Annotated in this window: 18 protein-coding genes and 1 tRNA gene; 2 read left to right on the forward strand and 17 right to left on the reverse strand. The window is 41.3% G+C overall.

All coding sequences use genetic code 11. The features are described from left to right. Positions 1-50: 50 nt before the first annotated feature. Together ACGE0T_RS03565 and ACGE0T_RS03570 are read left to right on the forward strand one after the other, a co-directional pair. Complete coding sequence (locus ACGE0T_RS03565) at positions 51-1,142, forward strand: CapA family protein (protein ID WP_459189165.1); 1,092 nt, start codon at positions 51-53, stop codon at positions 1,140-1,142. A gap of 95 nt (positions 1,143-1,237) precedes the next feature. Further along, a tRNA-His gene (locus ACGE0T_RS03570) sits at positions 1,238-1,313 on the forward strand. 67 nt (positions 1,314-1,380) lie between these two features. Here the strand turns inward: ACGE0T_RS03570 and ACGE0T_RS03575 are convergent. The 17 genes from ACGE0T_RS03575 to ACGE0T_RS03655 form a co-directional block, all read right to left on the reverse strand. Further along, positions 1,381-1,641: a hypothetical protein gene (locus ACGE0T_RS03575; RefSeq protein WP_459189166.1), complete on the reverse strand. Its 261-nt coding sequence runs from the start codon at positions 1,639-1,641 to the stop codon at positions 1,381-1,383. A gap of 149 nt (positions 1,642-1,790) precedes the next feature. Continuing rightward, positions 1,791-2,552, reverse strand: coding sequence for an SDR family NAD(P)-dependent oxidoreductase (locus ACGE0T_RS03580; RefSeq protein WP_459189167.1), 762 nt, complete (start codon positions 2,550-2,552; stop codon positions 1,791-1,793). A 523-nt stretch (positions 2,553-3,075) separates the two neighbouring features. Beyond that, complete coding sequence (locus ACGE0T_RS03585) at positions 3,076-4,509, reverse strand: efflux transporter outer membrane subunit (protein WP_459189168.1); 1,434 nt, start codon at positions 4,507-4,509, stop codon at positions 3,076-3,078. Then, a complete protein-coding gene (locus tag ACGE0T_RS03590) occupies positions 4,499-7,648 on the reverse strand; it encodes an efflux RND transporter permease subunit (protein WP_459189169.1) in 3,150 nt (1,049 codons plus the stop codon). Before ACGE0T_RS03590 ends, ACGE0T_RS03585 begins: the two co-directional genes overlap by 11 nt. Positions 7,649-7,653: 5 nt before the next feature. Further along, positions 7,654-8,814, reverse strand: a complete 1,161-nt coding sequence (locus ACGE0T_RS03595; RefSeq protein WP_459189170.1) for an efflux RND transporter periplasmic adaptor subunit — start codon at positions 8,812-8,814, stop codon at positions 7,654-7,656. Between the two features lie 180 nt (positions 8,815-8,994). Beyond that, positions 8,995-9,372: a hypothetical protein gene (locus ACGE0T_RS03600; protein ID WP_459189171.1), complete on the reverse strand. Its 378-nt coding sequence runs from the start codon at positions 9,370-9,372 to the stop codon at positions 8,995-8,997. Between the two features lie 121 nt (positions 9,373-9,493). Continuing rightward, complete coding sequence (gene bioD, locus ACGE0T_RS03605) at positions 9,494-10,162, reverse strand: dethiobiotin synthase (RefSeq protein ID WP_459189172.1); 669 nt, start codon at positions 10,160-10,162, stop codon at positions 9,494-9,496. Between the two features lie 8 nt (positions 10,163-10,170). Beyond that, the gene (gene bioC / locus ACGE0T_RS03610) at positions 10,171-10,935 is read right to left on the reverse strand and encodes a malonyl-ACP O-methyltransferase BioC (RefSeq protein ID WP_459189173.1); all 765 of its coding nucleotides are present in this window, start codon (positions 10,933-10,935) and stop codon (positions 10,171-10,173) included. Beyond that, positions 10,923-11,576: a DUF452 family protein gene (locus tag ACGE0T_RS03615; RefSeq protein ID WP_459189174.1), complete on the reverse strand. Its 654-nt coding sequence runs from the start codon at positions 11,574-11,576 to the stop codon at positions 10,923-10,925. Before ACGE0T_RS03615 ends, bioC begins: the two co-directional genes overlap by 13 nt. Positions 11,577-11,764: 188 nt before the next feature. Next, positions 11,765-12,904 carry an 8-amino-7-oxononanoate synthase gene (locus tag ACGE0T_RS03620; protein WP_459189175.1) on the reverse strand — a complete coding sequence of 380 codons (1,140 nt, stop codon included), beginning with the start codon at positions 12,902-12,904 and terminating at the stop codon, positions 11,765-11,767. Positions 12,905-12,913: 9 nt separating this feature from the next. After that, a complete protein-coding gene (bioA, locus tag ACGE0T_RS03625) occupies positions 12,914-14,206 on the reverse strand; it encodes an adenosylmethionine--8-amino-7-oxononanoate transaminase (protein WP_459189176.1) in 1,293 nt (430 codons plus the stop codon). Then, a complete protein-coding gene (gene bioB / locus ACGE0T_RS03630; RefSeq protein WP_459189177.1) occupies positions 14,203-15,183 on the reverse strand; it encodes a biotin synthase BioB in 981 nt (326 codons plus the stop codon). Before bioB ends, bioA begins: the two co-directional genes overlap by 4 nt. Positions 15,184-15,191: 8 nt before the next feature. Beyond that, the gene (locus ACGE0T_RS03635) at positions 15,192-15,620 is read right to left on the reverse strand and encodes a hypothetical protein (protein ID WP_459189178.1); all 429 of its coding nucleotides are present in this window, start codon (positions 15,618-15,620) and stop codon (positions 15,192-15,194) included. Positions 15,621-15,641: 21 nt separating this feature from the next. Next, the gene (locus ACGE0T_RS03640) at positions 15,642-17,303 is read right to left on the reverse strand and encodes a peptide MFS transporter (protein WP_459189179.1); all 1,662 of its coding nucleotides are present in this window, start codon (positions 17,301-17,303) and stop codon (positions 15,642-15,644) included. 32 nt (positions 17,304-17,335) lie between these two features. After that, complete coding sequence (locus ACGE0T_RS03645) at positions 17,336-18,406, reverse strand: DUF4831 family protein (RefSeq protein ID WP_459189180.1); 1,071 nt, start codon at positions 18,404-18,406, stop codon at positions 17,336-17,338. A gap of 258 nt (positions 18,407-18,664) precedes the next feature. Further along, positions 18,665-19,027: a DUF3244 domain-containing protein gene (locus ACGE0T_RS03650; RefSeq protein WP_459189181.1), complete on the reverse strand. Its 363-nt coding sequence runs from the start codon at positions 19,025-19,027 to the stop codon at positions 18,665-18,667. A 116-nt stretch (positions 19,028-19,143) separates the two neighbouring features. Then, positions 19,144-20,874 (reverse strand): tetratricopeptide repeat protein, encoded by a 1,731-nt coding sequence (locus ACGE0T_RS03655; protein ID WP_459189182.1) that lies wholly within the window; start codon positions 20,872-20,874, stop codon positions 19,144-19,146. Positions 20,875-20,986: the final 112 nt, after the last annotated feature.

Genomic DNA, 20,986 nt, shown 5'->3' on the forward strand with positions numbered 1-20,986 from the left:
TAGTTACTTCCGTTATTTGTAATAATCGATAACCTTTCTTCTCCTACTTTATGATGAAGTACCTCTATTCTTCCCTGCTACTTCTCTTTTTCTCTTTCAGCTTATCTGCACAAGATAGCTTGACTGTTATTTTTGCCGGAGATGCCATGATGCATCAGGTGCAGATAGACAATACACGGGATAATAAATCTTTTGATTTGGACGGGTATTTCCGGAATATTGCAAAAGAGGTAAAAACAGCTGATGTGTCAGTGGTTAATCTGGAAGTTCCTTTAGGTGGCGAACCTTACAGTGGCTATCCTGCATTTAGTGCTCCGGACGAATTTGCTGTGGTATTACAGGAAGCTGGCTTCAATTTTTTCTTATTGGCAAATAATCATTGTTTGGATAGAGGGGCGAAAGGGTTGGCTCGTACGATTCATATACTGGATTCTTTGGGGATACATTCGACTGGAATATTTCTGGATAACGAGCAGCGTATTCGTTCTTATCCAATGCTACTCCGTAAAAATGGTTTTCGTATCATTATGCTGAATTATACATATGATACAAACGGGATACGCATTAAGTCTCCCTATACTGTTAATTATATAGATAAGAAAATTATGGCAGCGGATATTGCGGAGGCTAAACTGTTTAATCCTGATTTTATTATAGCTAATATGCATTGGGGGATAGAGTACAGCCAATTACCATCGAAAGAACAGAAAGAATTGACCGATTGGCTCTTTGCCCAAGGTGTGGATTTGGTAGTGGGCAGCCATCCCCATGTTGTGCAGCCTATGGAATTAAGAAAAGGGGAGGGAGGATTATATAAACAACTTGTTGTTTATTCTTTAGGTAATTTTATTTCCAATATGGGGAGGGAAAATACCCGGGTCGGAGCTATGGTGAAAGTCGTGCTCTGTCGTAGAAGATTGGAACGTTATATTTCTTCCGCCCGCTACGTTTTGGTGTATTCTGAGCATTATAGAAATGAACGAGGAAAAGAAAGTATTCGAGTTATTCCGTCTCTTCCTCCCGTTGAAATGGATAGTGGCGATTTATTTTTTGAAAATACAGTCATAAACCAACAAATGAAGAGTGTTCGTACGTTGTTGGGAATTAACAATATAGATGTGGAAGAGTATTTTGTTGAATAAAATTGAGTAAAAAATATGTGCGAAATATTTGCAGATTAAAACAAAATACATATCTTTGCACCGTCTTAAAGAAAACAAATCAATAAGACTTACATGGTGATTGTAGCTCAGTTGGTTAGAGCATTGGATTGTGGTTCCAAGGGTCGTGGGTTCGAGCCCCATCTTTCACCCCTTCTCATTATAATAAAAAAGACTACCTCACATTAAGGTAGTCTTTTTTATTATATAATTTCTTGTTTTATATTTTGTTTCCATGAATAATAGCAGGACGTAACCGATGCTTTACATAAAAAAGTCCGTTTGTTTCATCCTTTTTTATTTCAATAGGCATATGTAGATATTTTTCTGCAAATTCATAAGGGTAATGAGTATATCCGTTTTCTTTTAAATATCTATAGTAGTTTAACAGAGGAGATTGCGGTTCAAATATTTTATACCAGGTATAAGGAATATTTCCATAAATAAATTTCTTCAGTGTTTTTCCCAAAGTTGTTGTCATGTTTGTTTTTTAGAGTTGTTATTCAAATAGGTTATAACTGAAAGACTAAATAGGTAATCCCATATCGTCATGAAATGATAACTGACAGATAAGTGATTCGATCCATTGTTCGAATATCCTCTATCTGTCAATTGCCATTTGTAAGGTTATTACTTCGTTTTGTAGTTAATCGTGCCTGTTGCTTGATTTGTAGGCATTACCAATACTTCTGCAATCTGTACATGGGCAGGAGCGGATGCTGCATAATAAACAACTTCTGCAATATCATCACCATTCAAAGGATGGATGCCTTTATAGAAATCATCAGCCCGTTCTTTATCACCACGGTAACGTACTACAGTGAAATTAGTTTCAACCATACCGGGTTTGATGTTTGTTACGCGCAACGGAGTATCAACCAAATCAATGCGTAAACCATCCGATAGGGCTTTGACTGCAGCTTTTGTTGCACAATATACGCTGCCACCCGGATAAGCGGCATCTCCAGCAATGGAACCGATATTAATAATATGGCCACATTCACGTTCCACCATTCCCGGGACAATCATGCGAGTCATCGATAATAAAGCCCGGATATTGGTGTCGAGCATAATATCCCATTCGTCTAAATTCCCTTCAAACTCTTTATCGACGCCTATAACTAATCCTGCATTATTTATTAAAACATCTATATTTTTCCATTTACCTTGCAGAGACTCCACAGCAGAGCGCATAGCAGAACGGTCGCGTACATCAAACGGCAGTGTTAACACATTGGTCCCCTTTGCGGTGAGTTCTGTTTTCAGTGCATTCAGTTTTTCTATATTTCTGCCATTCAATATTAAATCAGAGCCCATTGCTGCAAATTTGCGTGCACAGCCTTCGCCAATACCGCTGGTTGCTCCTGTGATGAAAATGATTTTATTTTTCATGCTAATTATTTATTATGAAACGATAACGCAAAAATAAGAATATATTTACTTTCAAGTCAGGTAATAGGAAAAATTTGATGATGTATACGCTGGATGTGCTATTTTTTATCGAATAAGATGATAGTACCGTTATTGGTTGCGTAATGATGTGCAAGGTGAATCGTCGATGGCTTTTTCCCGTTTCAGGGAAGGTCCGCGGAATAATCCGGATAGTGCTTCTTTGGGTTTATTAAGTTGGTCGGTTACAAATCCCGTTAAATGCTGGTTTTCCTGCTTTATAACGTGTATATTTGTACACCCATCTGTTTATTTATTGAAATTATAGATTTATTCGAGTTATCTTCAAAAATAATTTCAATAGTAGTTGAACTTGCTTTTGATATATATGTAAATTATTTTTGACGGTTATCATCCATTATTATGATAATTGTCAAAAGAAAATTTATACGTATAGAAATCAGGAAAAGAAGCCGTCGATTTTAAAAAAGAAGCTAATCAATTCGACGGTTCTTTTCGTCTGTTTTTAGCATCCTCCTCCTAATGCCCGGTATAACATGATTTTCTTATGGCATAAATCCGTTACAATGTTAATCCGTTCCAGTTCACTATCCAGATACCGTTCTTCAGCAGAAAGCACTTCGAGGAATCCTGTATAATTCAGTTGGAAAAGTTCGCTGGCATTGTTTACCGACCGTTGATGGGCAACTGTTTCCACATCTTTCAGGCGTACACGTTCCATCTGGCTTTTGCCGGCATAAAACAAATCCAATACTTCCGTGTAGGCATTTAATGCTGTTTCATGATATTGAGACAAGGCGATGCGCTGGGATGCTTTCGCTTCATTCCACATAGAGCGGATTTCATTCCTGCGGAATATGGGAGCAGTAATACCCGCAGCCAAGTCATAGATTAAGGATGCAGGAGATTGAAACCATTTTCCGATGTCGAAAGCATTGAATCCTCCGCTTGCACCCAATACCAACGAAGGATAGAAGGCTGCTTTGGCAGCCATTGCATCGGCTTTTGTCGCGATTAGTTCCATTTCGGCGGCCCGCACGTCCGGACGTAAAGTCAATAAATTAGCGGGAATACCTTCGGCTAAAGGGAATGGGAGCTTTTGCAGTTCGTCAAATGACATCCGGGAAATCTTAGAAGGAAATACGCCCAGCAAACAGGAGATTGCCCGTTCTTTTTCACCAATCATCTGCCTGTTTTCCAATAGCATGCTTTCGATTGCCAGGACACGTACCTGAAACTGGTCTACTGCCAGTTGTGTTTCCGCTCCTTCCTTTTTTAGCTGTTGCGTCAGGTCATGGGAACGACGGGCGCTGTTCAAGGCATTTTGTAATACCTCTTCCCGTTTATCCAGACTAATCAATTCATAGTATTGTGTTGCCAGATCGGATATTAACAGGGATTGGGCAAAGCGGGTGGCTTCGACGGATGCCATCCACCGGGCTGCGGCTGCCTGTTTTTTTCTGGTCAGTTTACCCCATATATCCGCTTCCCACTGGAAATTGAGCGACAAAGCGAAATTCCGGTAAGGATCGGGAATATGTTTTTCCTTAGGAAGAGAAGGAACGTTTGTTTCACTGTTTCCGACACCGTCCATTGTATATTCGCCAAAACGGTTGACAGACGCGTTAATGCCGATACCTATTTCCGGTAGTAGTAAACCTTTGGCGCGTTGCAAGCTTGCCCGGCTCATGTTGATACGTTCTATACTTTGCCGGAAGGAAAGGTTGTTTTGCAAAGCAGCCTGAATATATCCCTGTAAAATAGTGTCTTGCAGGAAGACATCCCATGCCAGTGGTTCGACAAAAGTCGTATCGTGTACTTCCCCGCTGTTCCGGGGAAGTGAAATACGTTCATCCTGTGTCAGTTCCGGTGTTTTACAACTGATAATGCCCGACAGCATCAGCAGGTAAATACCGATATATTTTATCTTAATATACATATTCTTCTTCTTTTGATTGTTCTCTTTTTTTCTTTAGATAGGTTGCCAGTGATTCGAATATCACATAGAGTCCCGGAATCAGGAAGATGCCGACAAAGGTTCCGATGAACATACCGCCTGCGGCAGCCGTACCGATAGAACGGTTACCCAAAGCACCCGCTCCACTGGCAATAGCCAAGGGGATCAAACCGCTAATGAAAGCGAATGATGTCATCAGGATCGGACGGAGACGGCTGGTTGCCCCTTGTATGGCGGCTCCCATAATGCTGACGCCTTCTTTCCGGCACTGGTTGGCAACTTCGATAATCAGAATGGCATTCTTTCCTAACAAACCGATTAGCATCACCAATGCCACCTGTGCATAAATATTATTTTCCAGTCCGATAGCATAGAGCATGAAGAAAGAACCGAATACCCCCGCCGGGAGTGAGAGAATAACAGGAAGAGGCAGGAACAGGCTTTCATACTGTGCGGCAAGTAGCAGATATACGAAAATCAGACAGATAGCGAAGATAGCCAGTGCTTGTCCGCCGGACTCTTTCTCTTCCCTTGCTACTCCGGACCATTCGATATCGTATCCGCGAGGCAGGACTTCTGCAGCGATTTCCTCTACAGCCGTTAGTGCTTCTCCCGAACTGATTCCCGGAGCCGGTTCCCCTGTAATCATGGCTGAGGTGAACAGGTTATAACGGGTTATCTGGCTGGGACCGTATACACGCTCCATCGTCATGAAATTAGAATAAGGAACCATATTGCCTTCCTTGTTTTTCGCATACAGGTTGAATAAGTCTTCCGGATTCATACGATATTCCGGTGCTGCCTGAAGCATCACTTTATACATCTGGCCGAAGCGGACGAAGTTAGATGAATAGAAACTGCCGACATAAGATTGCAGTGTCTCCATCGATTCATTCACATCGATACCTAATTTTGCCGCTTTAGCGAGGTCGACACGTAGCAGGTACTGGGGGAAGTTCGGGTTAAAGCCCGAAACAACCCCTGTCAGCCGTGGGTCGGCATTCAGTTTGTCGATAAAGGCTTTTGCCACTTCATCCAGCTCGGCAAAGGTCCCTGCCGTTTTGTCCTGCAAACGTAGTTCGAAACCGCTGGCATTACCGAAGCCGGGTACTGTAGGAGGGAGGAAGAACTGAATGTCGGCATCTTTGATGTGTGAGACACGTTCGGCATATACACGCATCAGTTCTTCGGCTGTCTGTTCGCGTTCGTTCCAGGGTTTCAGGTTAATCATACCCATACCGAAGCTGGCACCTTCCGTTTCAGTCATCAGACTGTACCCGGCAAGGGTGGAGATGGTTTCCACCTCTTCCAAGGGTAATAAGGCGGCCTGTACCTTGTTGAGGGCGGCTTCCGAGCGTTCCAAAGTAGCCCCGGGAGGTGCATCTACATTTACATAAATCATCCCCTGGTCTTCATTCGGAATAAAACCGGAAGGTAAAACGAATGTCATTCCCCATGTAGCAAGGCAAAAAATGAGTAAAGTCGCATAAGTCAGTACCCTGCGGTTCAGGAATAATCGCAGGTTCACTTTATAGCGGCGTTCCAGTTTGTCGTACCGTTTGTTAAATCCGGAGAAGAAACGTTCGAGAAGGTTCTTTTTCTTCTTATTGTAGGAAACCGGCTTTAATAACAGGGCACATAGTGCCGGTGAAAGTGTCAACGCATTTACTCCGGAGATAACAATCGCCACGGCAAGTGTAAGGGAGAACTGGCGGTAGAAGATACCGACCGTACCGGACATAAACCCTACCGGGATAAATACGGCAGACATTACCAGGGTAATAGCAATAATTGCACCCCCGATTTCACGAATCGCCTTTTCTGTAGCCTTCACCGGCGGCAGTTTCTCATTGTGCATTTTTACATGCACAGCTTCGACTACGACAATGGCGTTATCCACTACGATACCAATTGCAAGCACCAGAGCGAAAAGAGTAAGCATGTTGATGGAGAATCCCAGCATTTGCATAAAGAAGAATGTACCGATTAGCGATACCGGTACTGCGATTGCCGGGATTAATGTAGAGCGGAAGTCTTGCAGGAACAGGTATACAACGATGAATACCAGTAAAAAGGCTTCCAGCAAAGTACGGAGTACCACAGAGATAGAAGCATCGAGGAAGCGGGATACGTCATACGAGATATTATAATCCATACCCGGTGCAAAACTACTTTCCTTGATTTCTTCCATTTTGACTTTGATGTTCTGAATGACTTCGCGTGCGTTGGAACCCGGACGCTGTTTAATCATGATCGATGCAGATGGTTTACCGTCGGTCATGGATATCATGTTATAGTCTTCCGAGTCAAATTCGATGGTAGCAACATCTTTCAGGCGGAGGACAGAACCGTCAGGCAATGCTTTCAGTACAATCTGACCGTATTCTTCCGGTGTACTGAACTTTCCGCTATATTGAAGAACATACTGTAACTGTTGGGGGAGTTTGTCGGAACTGATACCTGTTTTTCCCGGTGCAGCTTCGATATTTTGAGAACGGATAGCTGCCGTTACTTCCTGGGGTGACATGTTATAAGCGGCAAGCCTGTTGGGATTCAGCCAGACACGCATTGCATAGTCACGGCTACCCATGATTTCAACAAAACCGACCCCGTCGATACGTTTCAGTTCCCGCAGGATATTGATATCGGCAAAGTTGTAAACGAATTTTTCCGTATGTGTGGTGTCCGAACTCATAATATTCAGGTACATCAACATACTGTTTACTTCTTTTTCGGTAATTACACCGGCACGGATAACTTCTTCCGGCAGCTCGTCCAATACGGTAGTCACACGGTTCTGGACGTTTACGGAAGCCACATCCGGGTCAGTTCCGACCTTGAAGTAGATCGTGGTAAGCGACATACCATCGTTAGTACAAACGGATGTCATGTAAGTCATCCCCGGAACCCCGTTGATTGCACGTTCCAATGGGGTAGCTACCGTTTTAGCCATAACATCGGCATTCGCACCTGTATAACGGGCTGTTACGGTAACGGATGGAGGAACGATGTCCGGGAACTGTGTAATTGGCAACGAATTGATTGCCAATAAGCCTAACAGGGTGATGACAACAGAAATCACACCTGCCAGAATAGGACGTCTGATAAATATTCCGAACATACTGTTTATTTATTGTTTTCTGGTTTATTTGATAATTCTGTTTTCTCACGGACTATTTGAGTATTTACCATTTCCGGAACGATAGTCATGCCATCGCTTACTGTCTGTACACCTTCATATACAATGGTAGTCTGGTCTGGTAAATCTTTCGTTACGTAATAGGAACCGTGACGGGCAAGAGGTTCGAAGCTACGGACACTCACTTTACCTTCTTCATCTACCGTATAAACATAAGTGAAATCCTGAATTTCAAAAGTGGATTGTTGAGGTACCAGAATCACATTCTCCATTTGGGTAAGCATACGGATCTTGCCGGATACCCCGTGTCTTAATAGCCGTTCGGGATTGGCAAAACGAGCACGGAACGCAATAGAACCGGTACCGCGTTCAAAATCTCCTTCTACAGTTTCTACGGTTCCTTTGTAGGGATAAGTGGTCTGGTCGGATAAAACCAGTTCGAGGTTGTCGTATTCCGACTGGTCTGCTCCGCTCAACTGGGTTCGTTTGTATTCCAGATATTCCTGTTCGTTTATTTTAAAATAAGCAAACATTTCCGATACATCCGTCAGAGAGGTTAGCAAACTGGTAGGGGTAACTAAACTTCCTGCCTTAAACGGAATACGGTCTACATATCCATCGAAAGGAGAGGTTATCGTTGTATAGGAGTAGTTTGTTTCTGCACGTTGCAACCTTGATTTTGCCTGTTGCACTTTCAGGCGGGCTACGTCTATTTCCGTGTTTGCCAGTTCAAGGCGGATGGGAGAGATGATATCTTTATCGACAAGCCGTTTTATCCGGTCGGCTTCCACCTCTGCCATTTTCAACTCGGCTTGTACCTGCTTATAATTGGCTTGTGCCTCTTTTACCTCTTCATAGAGTTCGGCAGACGAGAGCTTAAACAGTATCTGCCCTTTCTTTACATGTTCTCCTTCATCTACAAAAACAGATTCGACAAAGCCTTCTACTTTGGGTTTTATTTCTACAAACTGTACGGCTTGTACATCAGCCACATACGACTGGGGAATTTCAATCGAAGTACTTGTTAATTTCATTACGGGAATAGGATCTTTCCCTTTTGATTTTTTTTCCTGACTTCCGCTACATGCAGTCAGGATGGAGATTGTAAATAATAAGGATAGTTTGGCGGAAAATAATCTTTTCGTCATAAACCTTTCTGATTAAATTATTTGATTATGTACAAATGATTACAGTTTCGTTCCCGGTCAAGAAAACGAAAATATAATCGGTTAATTGTATGAGTAATAGGGAGTCTGTAAATAATACAGACCGATACGTAGGTGGTTACTGATACTTAAACCACTACGGGATAGAATAAAAAGAAATGTCTAAAGCAGAAATGTGCTGAACCAAATAAAGTTGTCAGCTTTGTGAAGATTGTGGAATAGGGGAAGTGAAGAACAGATACGCAACTCCAACGATTGGATTAGTCCATGTAAATCCGTACATGTGAACCAATCGGAAATTAAATCGATTTCAAATGCTTGTAGCTGTATGTCTTCCTGACGAACGGTACGCAGGGTAGCATGATCGTCGAAGTCCAGTACTTCCGGGTTATTCTGATTAATGGATATAATAGAAGTTTGACGGAATGTTTCCGGGAAAAAATCGCTACCGAAAGAATAAAATTGCAAAAGCACTAACATAATCACCAAAGTGATACGTTGATGTACTTTAAATATATGATTGATTATCTTTGGTAACATATCTTTCTACCTGAAAAACTTGTTGCAAAGATAATCAATCTTTCTTTATTACAAAAGGAATGTTAATTTAACATTGTCGGAAGAGGTCTCTTTGCTCGCAAAGACCCATGGGCTTTATTTATTACAAAAATAAGGAGCAAGTCTGTTCTTCTTTTGCATCCGGCAAAGTTATAATAGTTGTTTCCGGTGATTCTTTTTGCAGGTATTGGGCCAGATATTCTATGGTGTTGGCTTCGATTAATGGGTCGGCTTTTGGAAAAAGATTATATACGAGCGCTTTTACCGGAATACCGTATTGTTTGCAGGCATACAAACTGAGCAGGGTATGGTTGATACTGCCTAATTTACCGGAAGTAACCAGGATAACAGGGTATCCCTGCTCTTTAATATAATCGATAGTCAATGAGTCAAAATCATTCGGAACCATTAACCCGCCGGCACCTTCCAGTAATACGTATTCATATTTTTCCTGAAGTTGCCGTGTTGCTGCAGTGATGACAGAGAGGTCGATATTCCGTTTATCTTTTGCTGCAGCCATATGGGGAGAACACGGATAAGTAAATATGTAGGGGCAGGTTAGTCCCTGTTTGTCTTCTTCCGTAAAAGGAATACCTTGCAGTTTCCGGTGCATTTCAATATCTTCCGATATTTCTTCGCATCCGGTTTGAATCATTTTCTGGGTGATAACTGTTTTTCCCTGTCCTGCCAATGTACGGGCAAGAATGCCGGTAGCATAAGTTTTACCGATATTCGTATCGATACCTGTGATGAATAATACTTTACCTTTCATATGGATTGTTATTTTCTTTTTACCGCCAGTATGTATAAAGGACAGTATGTTAATTTGACTTGATTATCAGTCGTGTGGAACATCCTGGTGTAGCGTATGCAGAAATCTTCTTGCATGCTGCGAGTCCAGATGCCACTTCCGGTAGCGGTAACTCCGGTTGCTTTTAGGTGACGTAATACATCCATAGGAGTGGGGAAATTGAGCGTAATTTCTTCTTCTTCACTATGAAGTACGTGGAAATCAGAGGATAACCATTGAGATAATTGTCCTACGTCCGGATAGTTGAGCCCTCGTCCTGTTAACTCTTTTATTTCATAAAGGTTGCCGGGGGCAAAGGTGCTGAATAGTAAAATCCCCTTATCTGCCAGTAAACCGGATAATCTATGCAAGAATTTTTCCGGATGTTTCATCCATTGAAATACGGAGGCAGAAGCTATCAGGTCGTATTTGCCCGGGAATAGAAGTTGTTCTGCATCACCGGAAATGAATGTGTAGGATTCCTCTTGTAGAATCCGGTTGATTATTTCTTTACAATCTTCACAAAGGTCGTTGATTGTCCATTCATTTATATGGCATTGTTCTTTCAGTTGTTTGGTAAAACCTCCGGTTCCACAACCTATTTCAAGTATGCGACTGTAGTCAGTGCCGGCATGACGGATGAGTAGTGATACCAATTCTTTGCATATGATATGCTGGGCATTGGCATGACGGTCATAACTTTGCAAGGCACGGGTAAAACGATTTGCGATATGCCAGGTGTCTATTGTTTCCATAGCTCGTTCCATTGTTTCCATCGATAAAAAGGATAATGAGGTGCTTCTATTTCCGTAACCGGGCAACGTCCGTACCAGTAGTTCCGTAAGTTTTGTATGGGGAAAATCAGATCGTTTACCGATAAGATACTGCATGTCCAGAGATTGGTTTCCACCGGTTTGTAGGCTTGGTAGATGGCATGCAACTCTTCCTTGATTTCTTCTATTGGGCGGGAAGGTATCGTTTCATATTGTTGCAGTATATCCTTGTTTCCGCACATCCGCCGGTTGAAGCGGTACATGCCAGCCGGAGTAATATTTTCCAATGTTCCCCGGAAAATAGCTTCCGGTATGCCGTATGTATCATGGATTGGATAGGGCGTTCCGTTGATGGCTATGGCTCCGGTTATGGGGAAGGGTGCTTGTTGTTTATCCAATACGATGGATGCTGCCCATACTCCGAGCGACCAGGCAATGATATGTATTTCCTGGTAGCCGGACAAATCTTCCGTAAAAGAAAGATCCTGATAGTTATAGCAGATCCATATATCCGTATCTTCATCAGCCTCTATCCCTTTAAAAAGTAGGGGAGGTGCTGACCATCCGGAGAAGATAAGGAGTAACTTATCCTTTTTATTAGCTGTTTGTTTGTATATATTCATTTTATCTGTCGTTTATGAGTGTTTCTTTTTTTATCCCCAGAAATTTTTAGTTTCATGCCTTGGAACTTTTAGTTTCATCGGGTGAAACTTTTTGTTTCATCAGCATGAAACTTTTTTCTCAACGTTATGGAATTGTCTGAGAAAGCATATCTTTTTGATATATATGGGCTTATCGATTCAATTTTGAATTAGGTTAAAAGGAATAAGTTTTTGATATCTTCCATATTGATGGAAGCTGTCAATGAGAAGCGTATACGTGCTGTTCCCTGTGGAACTGTAGGGGGACGGACTGGCAGGCAGTAAAACCCTTTTCGTTGCAATTGAAGGGCTTTTTGTATACAAGCCTCATTTTCTCCAATGATAAAGGGAATGATATGGCTGTTGCTTATTTCACCACCTTTTCCTTGTAAAGCTGTTGCTAATAACCGGCTGGTTTGAGAAAGTTGCTGACGTTCTGCGGTAAATTCGGGTAAGCGGTCGAACAGGAAGCACGTCCAGGCTATTTGTGCGGGAGGTAACGCTGTACTAAAAATGAGGGGACGCATCGTGTTGACCAGATATTCCCGGATCGTTTTACTGCATAACAGGTAAGCTCCCATGGAGGCTAATGCTTTTCCGAATGTCCCTACCAAAAAATCGATATCTCCGATACAATTTTGTTCTTCTGCAATACCTAAGCCGTTTTCACCACGGACTCCGATAGCATGGGCTTCATCTACGTAAAGCATGACATCGGGATAGTTCTTTTTTAAACGGACTAATTGTTGCAGGTCGGCTATATCTCCATCCATGCTGAAGATGCTTTCCGTTACGATGATTGTCTGTTCATACTGTCCGCTGGTTTTGGATAATAACTGTTCCAGATGTTCATAGTTATTATGTTTATATCGCTGAAATGGCGCTCCACTCAGTAAAATACCATCTATGATGCTGGCATGTACCAGCTTGTCGGCAAGGATTAACGTCCGTTTATCTGCCAGCGCAGGCAATATGCCGGTATTGGCATGGTAACCGCTATTGAACAGAAGGGTAGCTTCGCGACCGAAGGCTTTGCACATGTGTTGTTCAAGTTCTTCGTAAATGGAAAAGTTTCCCGTTAGGAGACGGGAGGAACTTGATGATAAAGGCAGGTCTGTTTCCTGCAACCGGGCAAGGAATGAATCCCTTAAGTCTATACGGGAGGCGAGTCCCAGATAATCATTGGAAGAGAGGTTCAGCATTTTTTTCCCTTCTTTCTCAATCCATTTCCCTTGATGGCGGACTTCCGGTAACCTCCGGAGATTTCCGGCGGCTTCCAATGTATTTAATACTTGGGCATAATCTTTCATCTTAATATATTATGAAGCATGATTGTCTACAGATAATATTTCGAGTAATCCGCTTGTCAGTTGGTGCAACTCTTCTTTGGAGATGATGAACGGGGGCATCAGGTAAACCAGTTTGCCGAAAGGGCGTACCCAGATTCCTTTTTCTACAAAACGGCGTTGGAGTATGGCCATATTGACCGGCTCTTTCATTTCCAGAACGCCGATGGCTCCTAAAACCCTGACCTCTTGCACATTCTGGAATGCGGATGCGGGTGCCAGTTCTTCTTTGAGTTGGCTTTCTATTGCATGGACTTTCTCTTGCCAGTGGCTATCCAATAGTAAGGAAACGGAAGCGGAAGCAATGGCACATGCCAACGGGTTCCCCATAAAAGTAGGGCCGTGCATAAAACAGCCTGCTTCACCGGAACAAATGGTATCGGCTATATGCTTTTGGGTAATGGTAGCGGATAAAGTCAGGTATCCCCCGGTCAGCGCCTTTCCGATACACATAATGTCTGCAATCACGCCGGCATGTTCCCAGGCAAATAGTTTTCCGGTACGTCCGAAACCGGTTGCTATCTCGTCGAAAATAAGCAGAACATTGTAATGGTTGCAAAGTTCCCTTGCTTTAATAAGAAATTCCGGTGAATAAAAGTACATACCTCCGGCTCCCTGGACTATCGGTTCGAGTATTAGAGCAGCTATTTCCCGGTGATGTTTTTCCAATAGGTCTTTTAATGGATGAATAGCCTCTTCTTTCCATTCTTCATGGAATTTAACGGAAGGTTGAGGAATAAAGTATTGGACAGGAAGACTGCCTGAAAAAATGCCGTGCATACCGGTTACCGGGTCGCATACGGACATGGCATGCCAGGTATCGCCATGATAACCGCTTCGGATGGTCGCAAACTTACATTTTTGTGGGCTACCGGATGATTGCCAGTATTGGATAGCCATTTTCATGGCCACTTCTACGGCAACAGAACCACTGTCTGCAAAGAATATTTTATCCATTCCGGGCGGAAGTAATGGTAGGAGTTTATTAGCCAGTTCGACAGCCGGTTCATGGGTAAAACCTCCGAACATGATATGGCTCATTTTTTCGAGTTGCTTTTTGGCAGCCTCGTTCAGAACCGGATGATTGTATCCGTGTACGGCTGCCCACCAGGATGACATGCCGTCTATCAGTTTTCTGCCATCTTTCAATGTAATGGTGACGCCATCTGCACGGTCTACCTGATAAACCGGAAGCGGGTCGATGGTGGATGTATAGGGGTGCCAGATATGGTCCCTGTCGAATTGTAAAAGTGTATCTGTTATCATTTCTCCCAGTCTGTATTTTCGGTTAATGAATAGTTTTCCGATGTAAATAATACTTTGTCTTCTGCCACTTTGCTCCCTATGGTTGTTAGCAAGTCGCCAATAATAGCCGAATTTATTCCTATATAGAGGGCTTTTCTCTGGGTGGCTTCGCTTAATTGTGCACGGCCTCCGGAGAAACGTAAATAGGCATTCGGATTGATGAAGCGGAACAAAGCGATGGTGGTCAGGAATTCTTCATCGGAAAGGGGAAGGATTTTGCCTAACGGAGTGCCGGGTATCGGTTGCAACATGTTTAAAGGAATGGACAGGATGCCTTCTTTTTGTAAAAACAGTGCCATTTCTATCCGCTGTTTAACCGTTTCCCCCATGCCGATGATTCCTCCTGAACAGATGCGGAAACCTATCTCACGTGCGGTCCGGATGGTTTCAAGCTTTTGCTCCATGGTGTGGGTGGTACATAAGGAACTGAAATAGGAGGGTGCTGTCTCAATGTTGCAATGATAGTTTTCCGTTCCGCTATCATAAAGCGTTTGTAGCTGTTCCCGGCTGAGTAAACCCATAGATGCACAGCATTTTATTTTGCATGTCTGTTTGATTTGCCGGATAGTCGCGGTTATCTTTTCCATGTCTTTGTCGGAAACCCGCTTTCCACTGGTGACTAATGCGAATCGTCCTATTCCTTGTTTAGCGTTGTATGCGGCATGACGAACGCATTCCTCCGCCGGAAGTAAGGGATATAAGGTGACTTTTGTTTTGTAATGTCCGGATTGTGCACACCATTTGCAATCTTCGCTGCAATTGCCGCTTTTGGCATTGATGATGGAGCATGTATCGAATTTGTTTCCCATAAAGTGGCGGGTGATTTCATGGGCTGCCTGGTATAGAGCCTCTTTATCCGGAGAGCCGGCTAAAGCTAAAGCCTGCGCTTCATCAATCGTTTTACCGGATAGCACCTGTTGTTTGATTGTTTCTATCATTCTATTAATTATTTAAATTCATTTGGGTATAAACGTAAAAAAGCGGGAAGTTCCAGCCCGTAGACTGAACTTCCCGCTTTTTCGGAATATTTTAATTGTATTAAGGTATAGACAAGGGCAGACTCGATCTGCTGTATGTTTACCTGTACAAATAGTGAAGCCAATAATAGGCGAAACTCATTTATTGTATCCCATAAATCCTTTAACGAACATTCATCCGTATTGTTTTCTTTCTCATCTACAGTTTGTAACTGTGATAAAACGGAAGTGTGTACTGCTCCGTTTTTAATTTGGAATCGTTCGGATACATTTGCTCTAAGTTGCCCGATTGTTACCGCCCGTTGTACACTGATAAATGCAGCATATCCCTTCCGGCTCCATCTTTTGAAACGGATGGCGGCTGCAGTGGACAGTTGACTGTGGGCAGTTTGTTTCATTGTTTCAAGAATAACCGGATGTTATTTTGCAACTTTTTCCAATCGCTTCATGATAGAGAAGATGAACAGTGCCGATAGCAGGCAGCATACGATCAGTACGCTCCATACCATCCAGAGTTGCATACCTCCCCATAGATAACCGATAGTTGCTACCAGATAGTTACCAATGGCAGTTGCAACGAACCAGCCACCCATCATCATACCTTTGTATTTCGGAGGTGCTACTTTAGAAACGAAGGAAATACCCATCGGAGAAAGTAACAATTCTGCAAATGTTAATACCAGGTAAGTGGAAATCAACCAGTTCGGGGAAACTAATGCATCCGCGGAGATACCATTTGCTTCAACGTCAGCCGGAGTAGGCAATCCTAATGAACCTAATGCCATGATAAGGAAACCGCAAGCAGCAATCACCATACCGATACCGATTTTACGGGGAGCGGAAGGTTCTTTTGATTTCTTAGCCAGATATCCGAACACTGCCAGTGATACCGGAGTCAGGACAATGACAAAGAAAGGATTGAACTGCTGGAATATCTGAGGAAGGATGTTAACGCTCGGATCCATAGAACTGTAGTTCAGGCCTAACAATACTAATGAGATCAGAAGGACAATTCCGGAAATTCCTTTTCCTTTTCCTGTTTTTGACTGGAATACGGAGAATGCGGAATATACGACAACCAGTAAACAGGTCAGGTTTACGATATTGAAACCTAAACGGTCAAGACCGCTAATTGATTGTGCCGTATAGTCACGGGCAAAGAATGTCAGTGTCAAACCATTCTGGTGGAATGCCATCCAGAAGAAAATAACAACAGCAAATACCAACAATAAAGCCTGGATACGGTCTTTTGTCTGTTGCGGAGTCAGTTCTTCTTCCTGTACGTTTGCCGGTTTTGCCTGCTTAGAGTTGTAATCGGCATGTTTGAATGTAGGACGGAATACAATATAGATAACCATTGATATAATTAATGAGATACATGCAATGGCAAATCCGTAATTATAAGCTTCTGATAATTTGTCAATATAAGTATTACAGAATGCTGCAGTATCTCCAACGAAATTCTGCGAAGCCTGTAAGCTTGCTAATGTAGCAGAACCTTCGGTTGTAATGGTTCCATTCAAGAACTGATGTGCTAACGACGGGATTTGGGGTACATAAGTAAATCCGTTTTTGCCTAACATATAGTTAGTGATCATTGTAGCAGCTGTGGGAGCATACATGGCACCGATATTGATTGCCATATAGAAAATGCTGAAAGCAGTATCCCGTTTAGCTTTGTATTCGGGGGCATCGTAAAGGTTTCCTACCATTACTTGCAGGTTCCCTTTGAAAAGGCCTGTACCACACGCAATTAAGGCGAGAGCACCGAACATTAAAACTTTTCCGGAACTTGCAGCTGTCGGGATGGAAAGCAATACATATCCGATAAACATAATGACAATACCGGTTGTAACCATTTTGCCGTATCCGAACTTATCAGCCAAGATACCCCCAATAAGCGGCATAAAATAAACAGCGGCCAGGAATGAACCGAAAATAGTAGATGTCTCTGCTGCTGAAAATCCGAATTTCGCTTGCAGGAATAAAGTAAAAATAGCGAGCATGGTATAATAACCGAAACGCTCACCCGTATTCGCTAAGGCTAACGCGTATAACCCTTTAGGTTGTCCTTCGAACATAAAATTTAAGTGTTTAGATGATTAGATAATACTTATTGAATTATTTGTTTTATAGAGCCTGTTTCCGGATAGAAATAAACTTTTACCGGAGCTTTTTTGTCTTCGAACATAACAGGAGCCAACCCTTCGCGAGTTCCGAATTGAGTAATCTGGGCTTCTCCTTTATATAATGTTTTTTTGTTTAGGCTGATTTCAATAGCCGCTTTGCCCGGAATATTATAAATAATTCCTTTTAATGACTTTTCTTTCTTTGCTGCTTCTTTGGCATCTAAAACAGGAGCACGTTCGATTGCTTTTAAATTCAGATATACCGGAGCGCCTCCCAAATCATCGGCATCCACAACTCCTAATTGTTCGGAAAAACGGAATAGAACATCTCTTTCCAAATCATCTATAGGATCGATTGTTACGGAATAGCTGGATGTATCTTTGGTGCGTACACCTGTAAACAGGTTAGTAAGTGCTTTTTCTTGTTCTTCCAGTTGTTGGATTACAAGTTTCATAGCTTCTCCATCGGGAGGCAAATTGTCTGCTTCACCAGTTAATATGTTTAGACGGCTTTCGCGTATACGATAGATTTGTTTAGCTGCAACTTCAGCTTGTTTGGCTGTTGAACCTGCCATAAGTAATTCTTCTGAAAAGACAGAGGTATCTGTCGGTTTTATAGGAGATGTATTTTTCTTTCCGGCAGCGTTTTGTGCTATTTCATCCGGTGTATATTCGGCATTAATAGAACAAAGTAGCCCTTCCTCTGTCAGATAAGCATAAGGAGCGACGGTTCCACTTTTAAATTCTACGATGTATGTATTTTCCGGATCGGGGATTCCTTTGTTTATCAGTTTGATTTTACCTAATTCATAATAAATTTTGTCTTCGGTAATCGCATCTTTTACTCCAAGGTATTTTTCTGCGTATTTATAGTAGGGACCGGCTTTGCAGGATACTTTAATTACTTCAGCGTCAATTATTAGTGCTGTTTTTGGAAGTGAATAAGTGATGCCAAAATTATTAGCTTTGACTGCATTTTTTTTGACAACCTTTGTTTGGGCTGTAGCGGATAAGCTAAGAAACAAGCTTATGACTAAAAGAATTGAATTCTTCATATTCTAATCTTAGGTTTAATCTTCTAAAACAAATGATTGTACAAAACTATGAAATATTTTGTTAGAAACCAACGGGGAAATGTCTCTTTTGCATGCTAAGAGCGAGGAATAGGGAAGAAAAAAGGTTAGCTTGAGAGAAAAATCACAACAGCCCGCAGGTGGCGGAAAAGGAGATCGAGATATCAGGTTTGGTTAATATTAACCACCTGGGACTGTTCCTGCCATAAACGTGTACAAGGAGCACACACGCCATAGCATCTACTTTATGACAAACGTACCAATTAAATATCCTAATTTATGTGTCATTGTCAATGTATAATTACCATTTTCTGCATCTAAGCTAACAGGGAGGCTTTCTAATCCAGTAGATGAAATACAATCTTCATATACAACAACACCGGTTTCGTTATCCGTAACAGTAACTGTTAAATCTGATAATGGAGTTGTAAATTGAATCGTTAAAATTTTACCATCGATAGATGCTGTAGGGGGAGCAGGAGGAATAGATCTAACATCTTCAGGACCCCATTCACCTTTGGTTGGAATTGTGTCACAGAATACGAATTGTGTGCAAAAAATGCAGCAAACAGTAAGAATTAAAGTTGAAATTAAATGTCTCATAATACTAAATATAAAATTATGGTGAAAAATTGTATTAGCTTTGAGACAAAAGTAGTTTACACTCAATGTTCGCTTGAGTGAAAACTGATGACAAAAAAATGACAACTTGTATCTATTTAGAAATCAGCAATAAATTTGGTGAAATTCTCGGCGTTGGCAGGTTCGTTAGTGAATTTTTTGTATAATCTTCGACGGCATTGGGAAACACCGGAACTGGTGATATGTACGATTGTTGCTATCTTTTTAACAGGTACATCCATTTTGGAGAGATAGCAGATACGTATTTCTTCCTGGGATATTTTAGGATAGAGTTTAATAAGCCTGTTAGTGAAATCCGAATAGGTCGCATCTATGAGTTGACGCAGTTCAAACCACTCTGTAGAATTTAACTGAACTTCTTCTTCTCGGTGGATTTTTAGATATAAAGAGGCACTATGAAAATCTTGTTCTAAAACTTCAATAGCTCCTTGTTTTTCAATAATAGTCCTGTTTTCCATTTGGAGCATGACTTTTCTGGCTTCATACAATTGTCTTTGAACTTCAGTCATTTGGGCTTTTTCTGTTGACAAGATATTCTCTAATTGTGCAATTTGTTTTTTATTGTCTTCCAAATATTGTTGGCTACGTTTATATTGCTGTTCTTTTTGTTCTAATTGCCTTTTCTTTTTATTTTGTTCCCGTTTATAAATGTATATACCTACAGCTAAGATGATAACAAAAAGGATTATAATCTGATAAACTAATATAAGCCTGTCGGTTGCTTCTTTTTCAAATTTGATTTTTTCTTTATTTATTTGCTGGTAATTGAACATGCTCTGGGTGAGGCGAATGTTCTCAAAATGAGAACGATTTGTTATGGAGTCTCTTAATTGTTCATATTCAAGAGTATATTTAGCAAAATCTTTTAAATTATTTTCTTTTAAAGCGACTTTTGCCAAACGTTGGAAACTTCCAGCTTTAGTATAAAGGTATGAACTCTGAGTACTTTTCATAAGGCAAATTTTTGCAGAGTCAAACATCTGTAATTCTGAATAAAGTTTTCCTTTTGAGAGATTTATGTGGTCTATTGTTATTTTGTTGACAACAGTCGCAACAGCTTTATTCAGATATTTCTCAGCATCTTTATATTCACCTTTATTAAAATGTAGATTCCCTAAATCAACAAAAAGGGATGATGCGTTGCTTGGTGTAGAGTAAGCTATTGCTTTTTGATAGTATTTGATGGCACTATCAGGTTGATGCGTTTGCGTATATGTTCGAGCAATATTTCTTAGTATATATGAAATGTTTAGAGAATCTTGTTTTTGCTCCAAAAATGTATAATGTAATGCTTGTTTATAAAGAGGTAATGCCATATCATAAATATCTTGATAGGCATAAAGTGTTCCTAAGTTACTACTGATTCTGATAAGCAATTTATATTCTTTTGAATTTTTACCGATCTCCAGTGCTTTTAAGTAATATTCTTGTGCTTGCAATGCATCTTGTAAATCACTATAAACGCGTCCCATGCAATAATAAGCAAGCATAGTATAATGGATGTCACTATGTTTTTCAAAATATTTGACAGCTATTTTGCAAATAGAGTCGGAGGTATGGATTATGAAATTCTTGTCTTGTGCCTGTGTAAGTAGTAAGCAGTAGAGCGCATGGTTATATTTCGAGAGCTTTTGTTTGTCAGGCAGGTTGTTCAATATATTTAAAGAACTGTCGGGTTTACTATCTATTAACTGTTCTGCTAATTGAAGTTCAGGAGAGGGTGAGTAGTTGTAACAACACGTCATGGAAAGTAAGAATAATAATACAACCCCTGTCAAGATTGCTATATGTTTCAAATATGCATTCATAATTGTCTCCTTTTTAATTGTGATGTACGTTTGTTTTCTTACATATAAAGTCATGTGTGGTTAATGTTAAGCGTAGGTGCAAGAACAACAAAATTACTCATTCAAATAAGGT

The sequence above is a fragment of the Parabacteroides sp. APC149_11_2_Y6 genome, assembly GCF_054506995.1.

Bases quoted from the DNA above. Each gene is read 5' to 3' on its own strand.
- ACGE0T_RS03565 (WP_459189165.1), top strand. From the start codon at position 51: ATGATGAAGTACCTCTATTCTTCCCTGCTACTTCTCTTTTTCTCTTTC.
- ACGE0T_RS03575 (WP_459189166.1), bottom strand. From the start codon at position 1,641: ATGACAACAACTTTGGGAAAAACACTGAAGAAATTTATTTATGGAAAT.
- ACGE0T_RS03580 (WP_459189167.1), bottom strand. From the start codon at position 2,552: ATGAAAAATAAAATCATTTTCATCACAGGAGCAACCAGCGGTATTGGC.
- ACGE0T_RS03585 (WP_459189168.1), bottom strand. From the start codon at position 4,509: ATGTATATTAAGATAAAATATATCGGTATTTACCTGCTGATGCTGTCG.
- ACGE0T_RS03590 (WP_459189169.1), bottom strand. From the start codon at position 7,648: ATGTTCGGAATATTTATCAGACGTCCTATTCTGGCAGGTGTGATTTCT.
- ACGE0T_RS03595 (WP_459189170.1), bottom strand. From the start codon at position 8,814: ATGACGAAAAGATTATTTTCCGCCAAACTATCCTTATTATTTACAATC.
- ACGE0T_RS03600 (WP_459189171.1), bottom strand. From the start codon at position 9,372: ATGTTACCAAAGATAATCAATCATATATTTAAAGTACATCAACGTATC.
- bioD (WP_459189172.1), bottom strand. From the start codon at position 10,162: ATGAAAGGTAAAGTATTATTCATCACAGGTATCGATACGAATATCGGT.
- bioC (WP_459189173.1), bottom strand. From the start codon at position 10,935: ATGGAAACAATAGACACCTGGCATATCGCAAATCGTTTTACCCGTGCC.
- ACGE0T_RS03615 (WP_459189174.1), bottom strand. From the start codon at position 11,576: ATGAATATATACAAACAAACAGCTAATAAAAAGGATAAGTTACTCCTT.
- ACGE0T_RS03620 (WP_459189175.1), bottom strand. From the start codon at position 12,904: ATGAAAGATTATGCCCAAGTATTAAATACATTGGAAGCCGCCGGAAAT.
- bioA (WP_459189176.1), bottom strand. From the start codon at position 14,206: ATGATAACAGATACACTTTTACAATTCGACAGGGACCATATCTGGCAC.
- bioB (WP_459189177.1), bottom strand. From the start codon at position 15,183: ATGATAGAAACAATCAAACAACAGGTGCTATCCGGTAAAACGATTGAT.
- ACGE0T_RS03635 (WP_459189178.1), bottom strand. From the start codon at position 15,620: ATGAAACAAACTGCCCACAGTCAACTGTCCACTGCAGCCGCCATCCGT.
- ACGE0T_RS03640 (WP_459189179.1), bottom strand. From the start codon at position 17,303: ATGTTCGAAGGACAACCTAAAGGGTTATACGCGTTAGCCTTAGCGAAT.
- ACGE0T_RS03645 (WP_459189180.1), bottom strand. From the start codon at position 18,406: ATGAAGAATTCAATTCTTTTAGTCATAAGCTTGTTTCTTAGCTTATCC.
- ACGE0T_RS03650 (WP_459189181.1), bottom strand. From the start codon at position 19,027: ATGAGACATTTAATTTCAACTTTAATTCTTACTGTTTGCTGCATTTTT.
- ACGE0T_RS03655 (WP_459189182.1), bottom strand. From the start codon at position 20,874: ATGAATGCATATTTGAAACATATAGCAATCTTGACAGGGGTTGTATTA.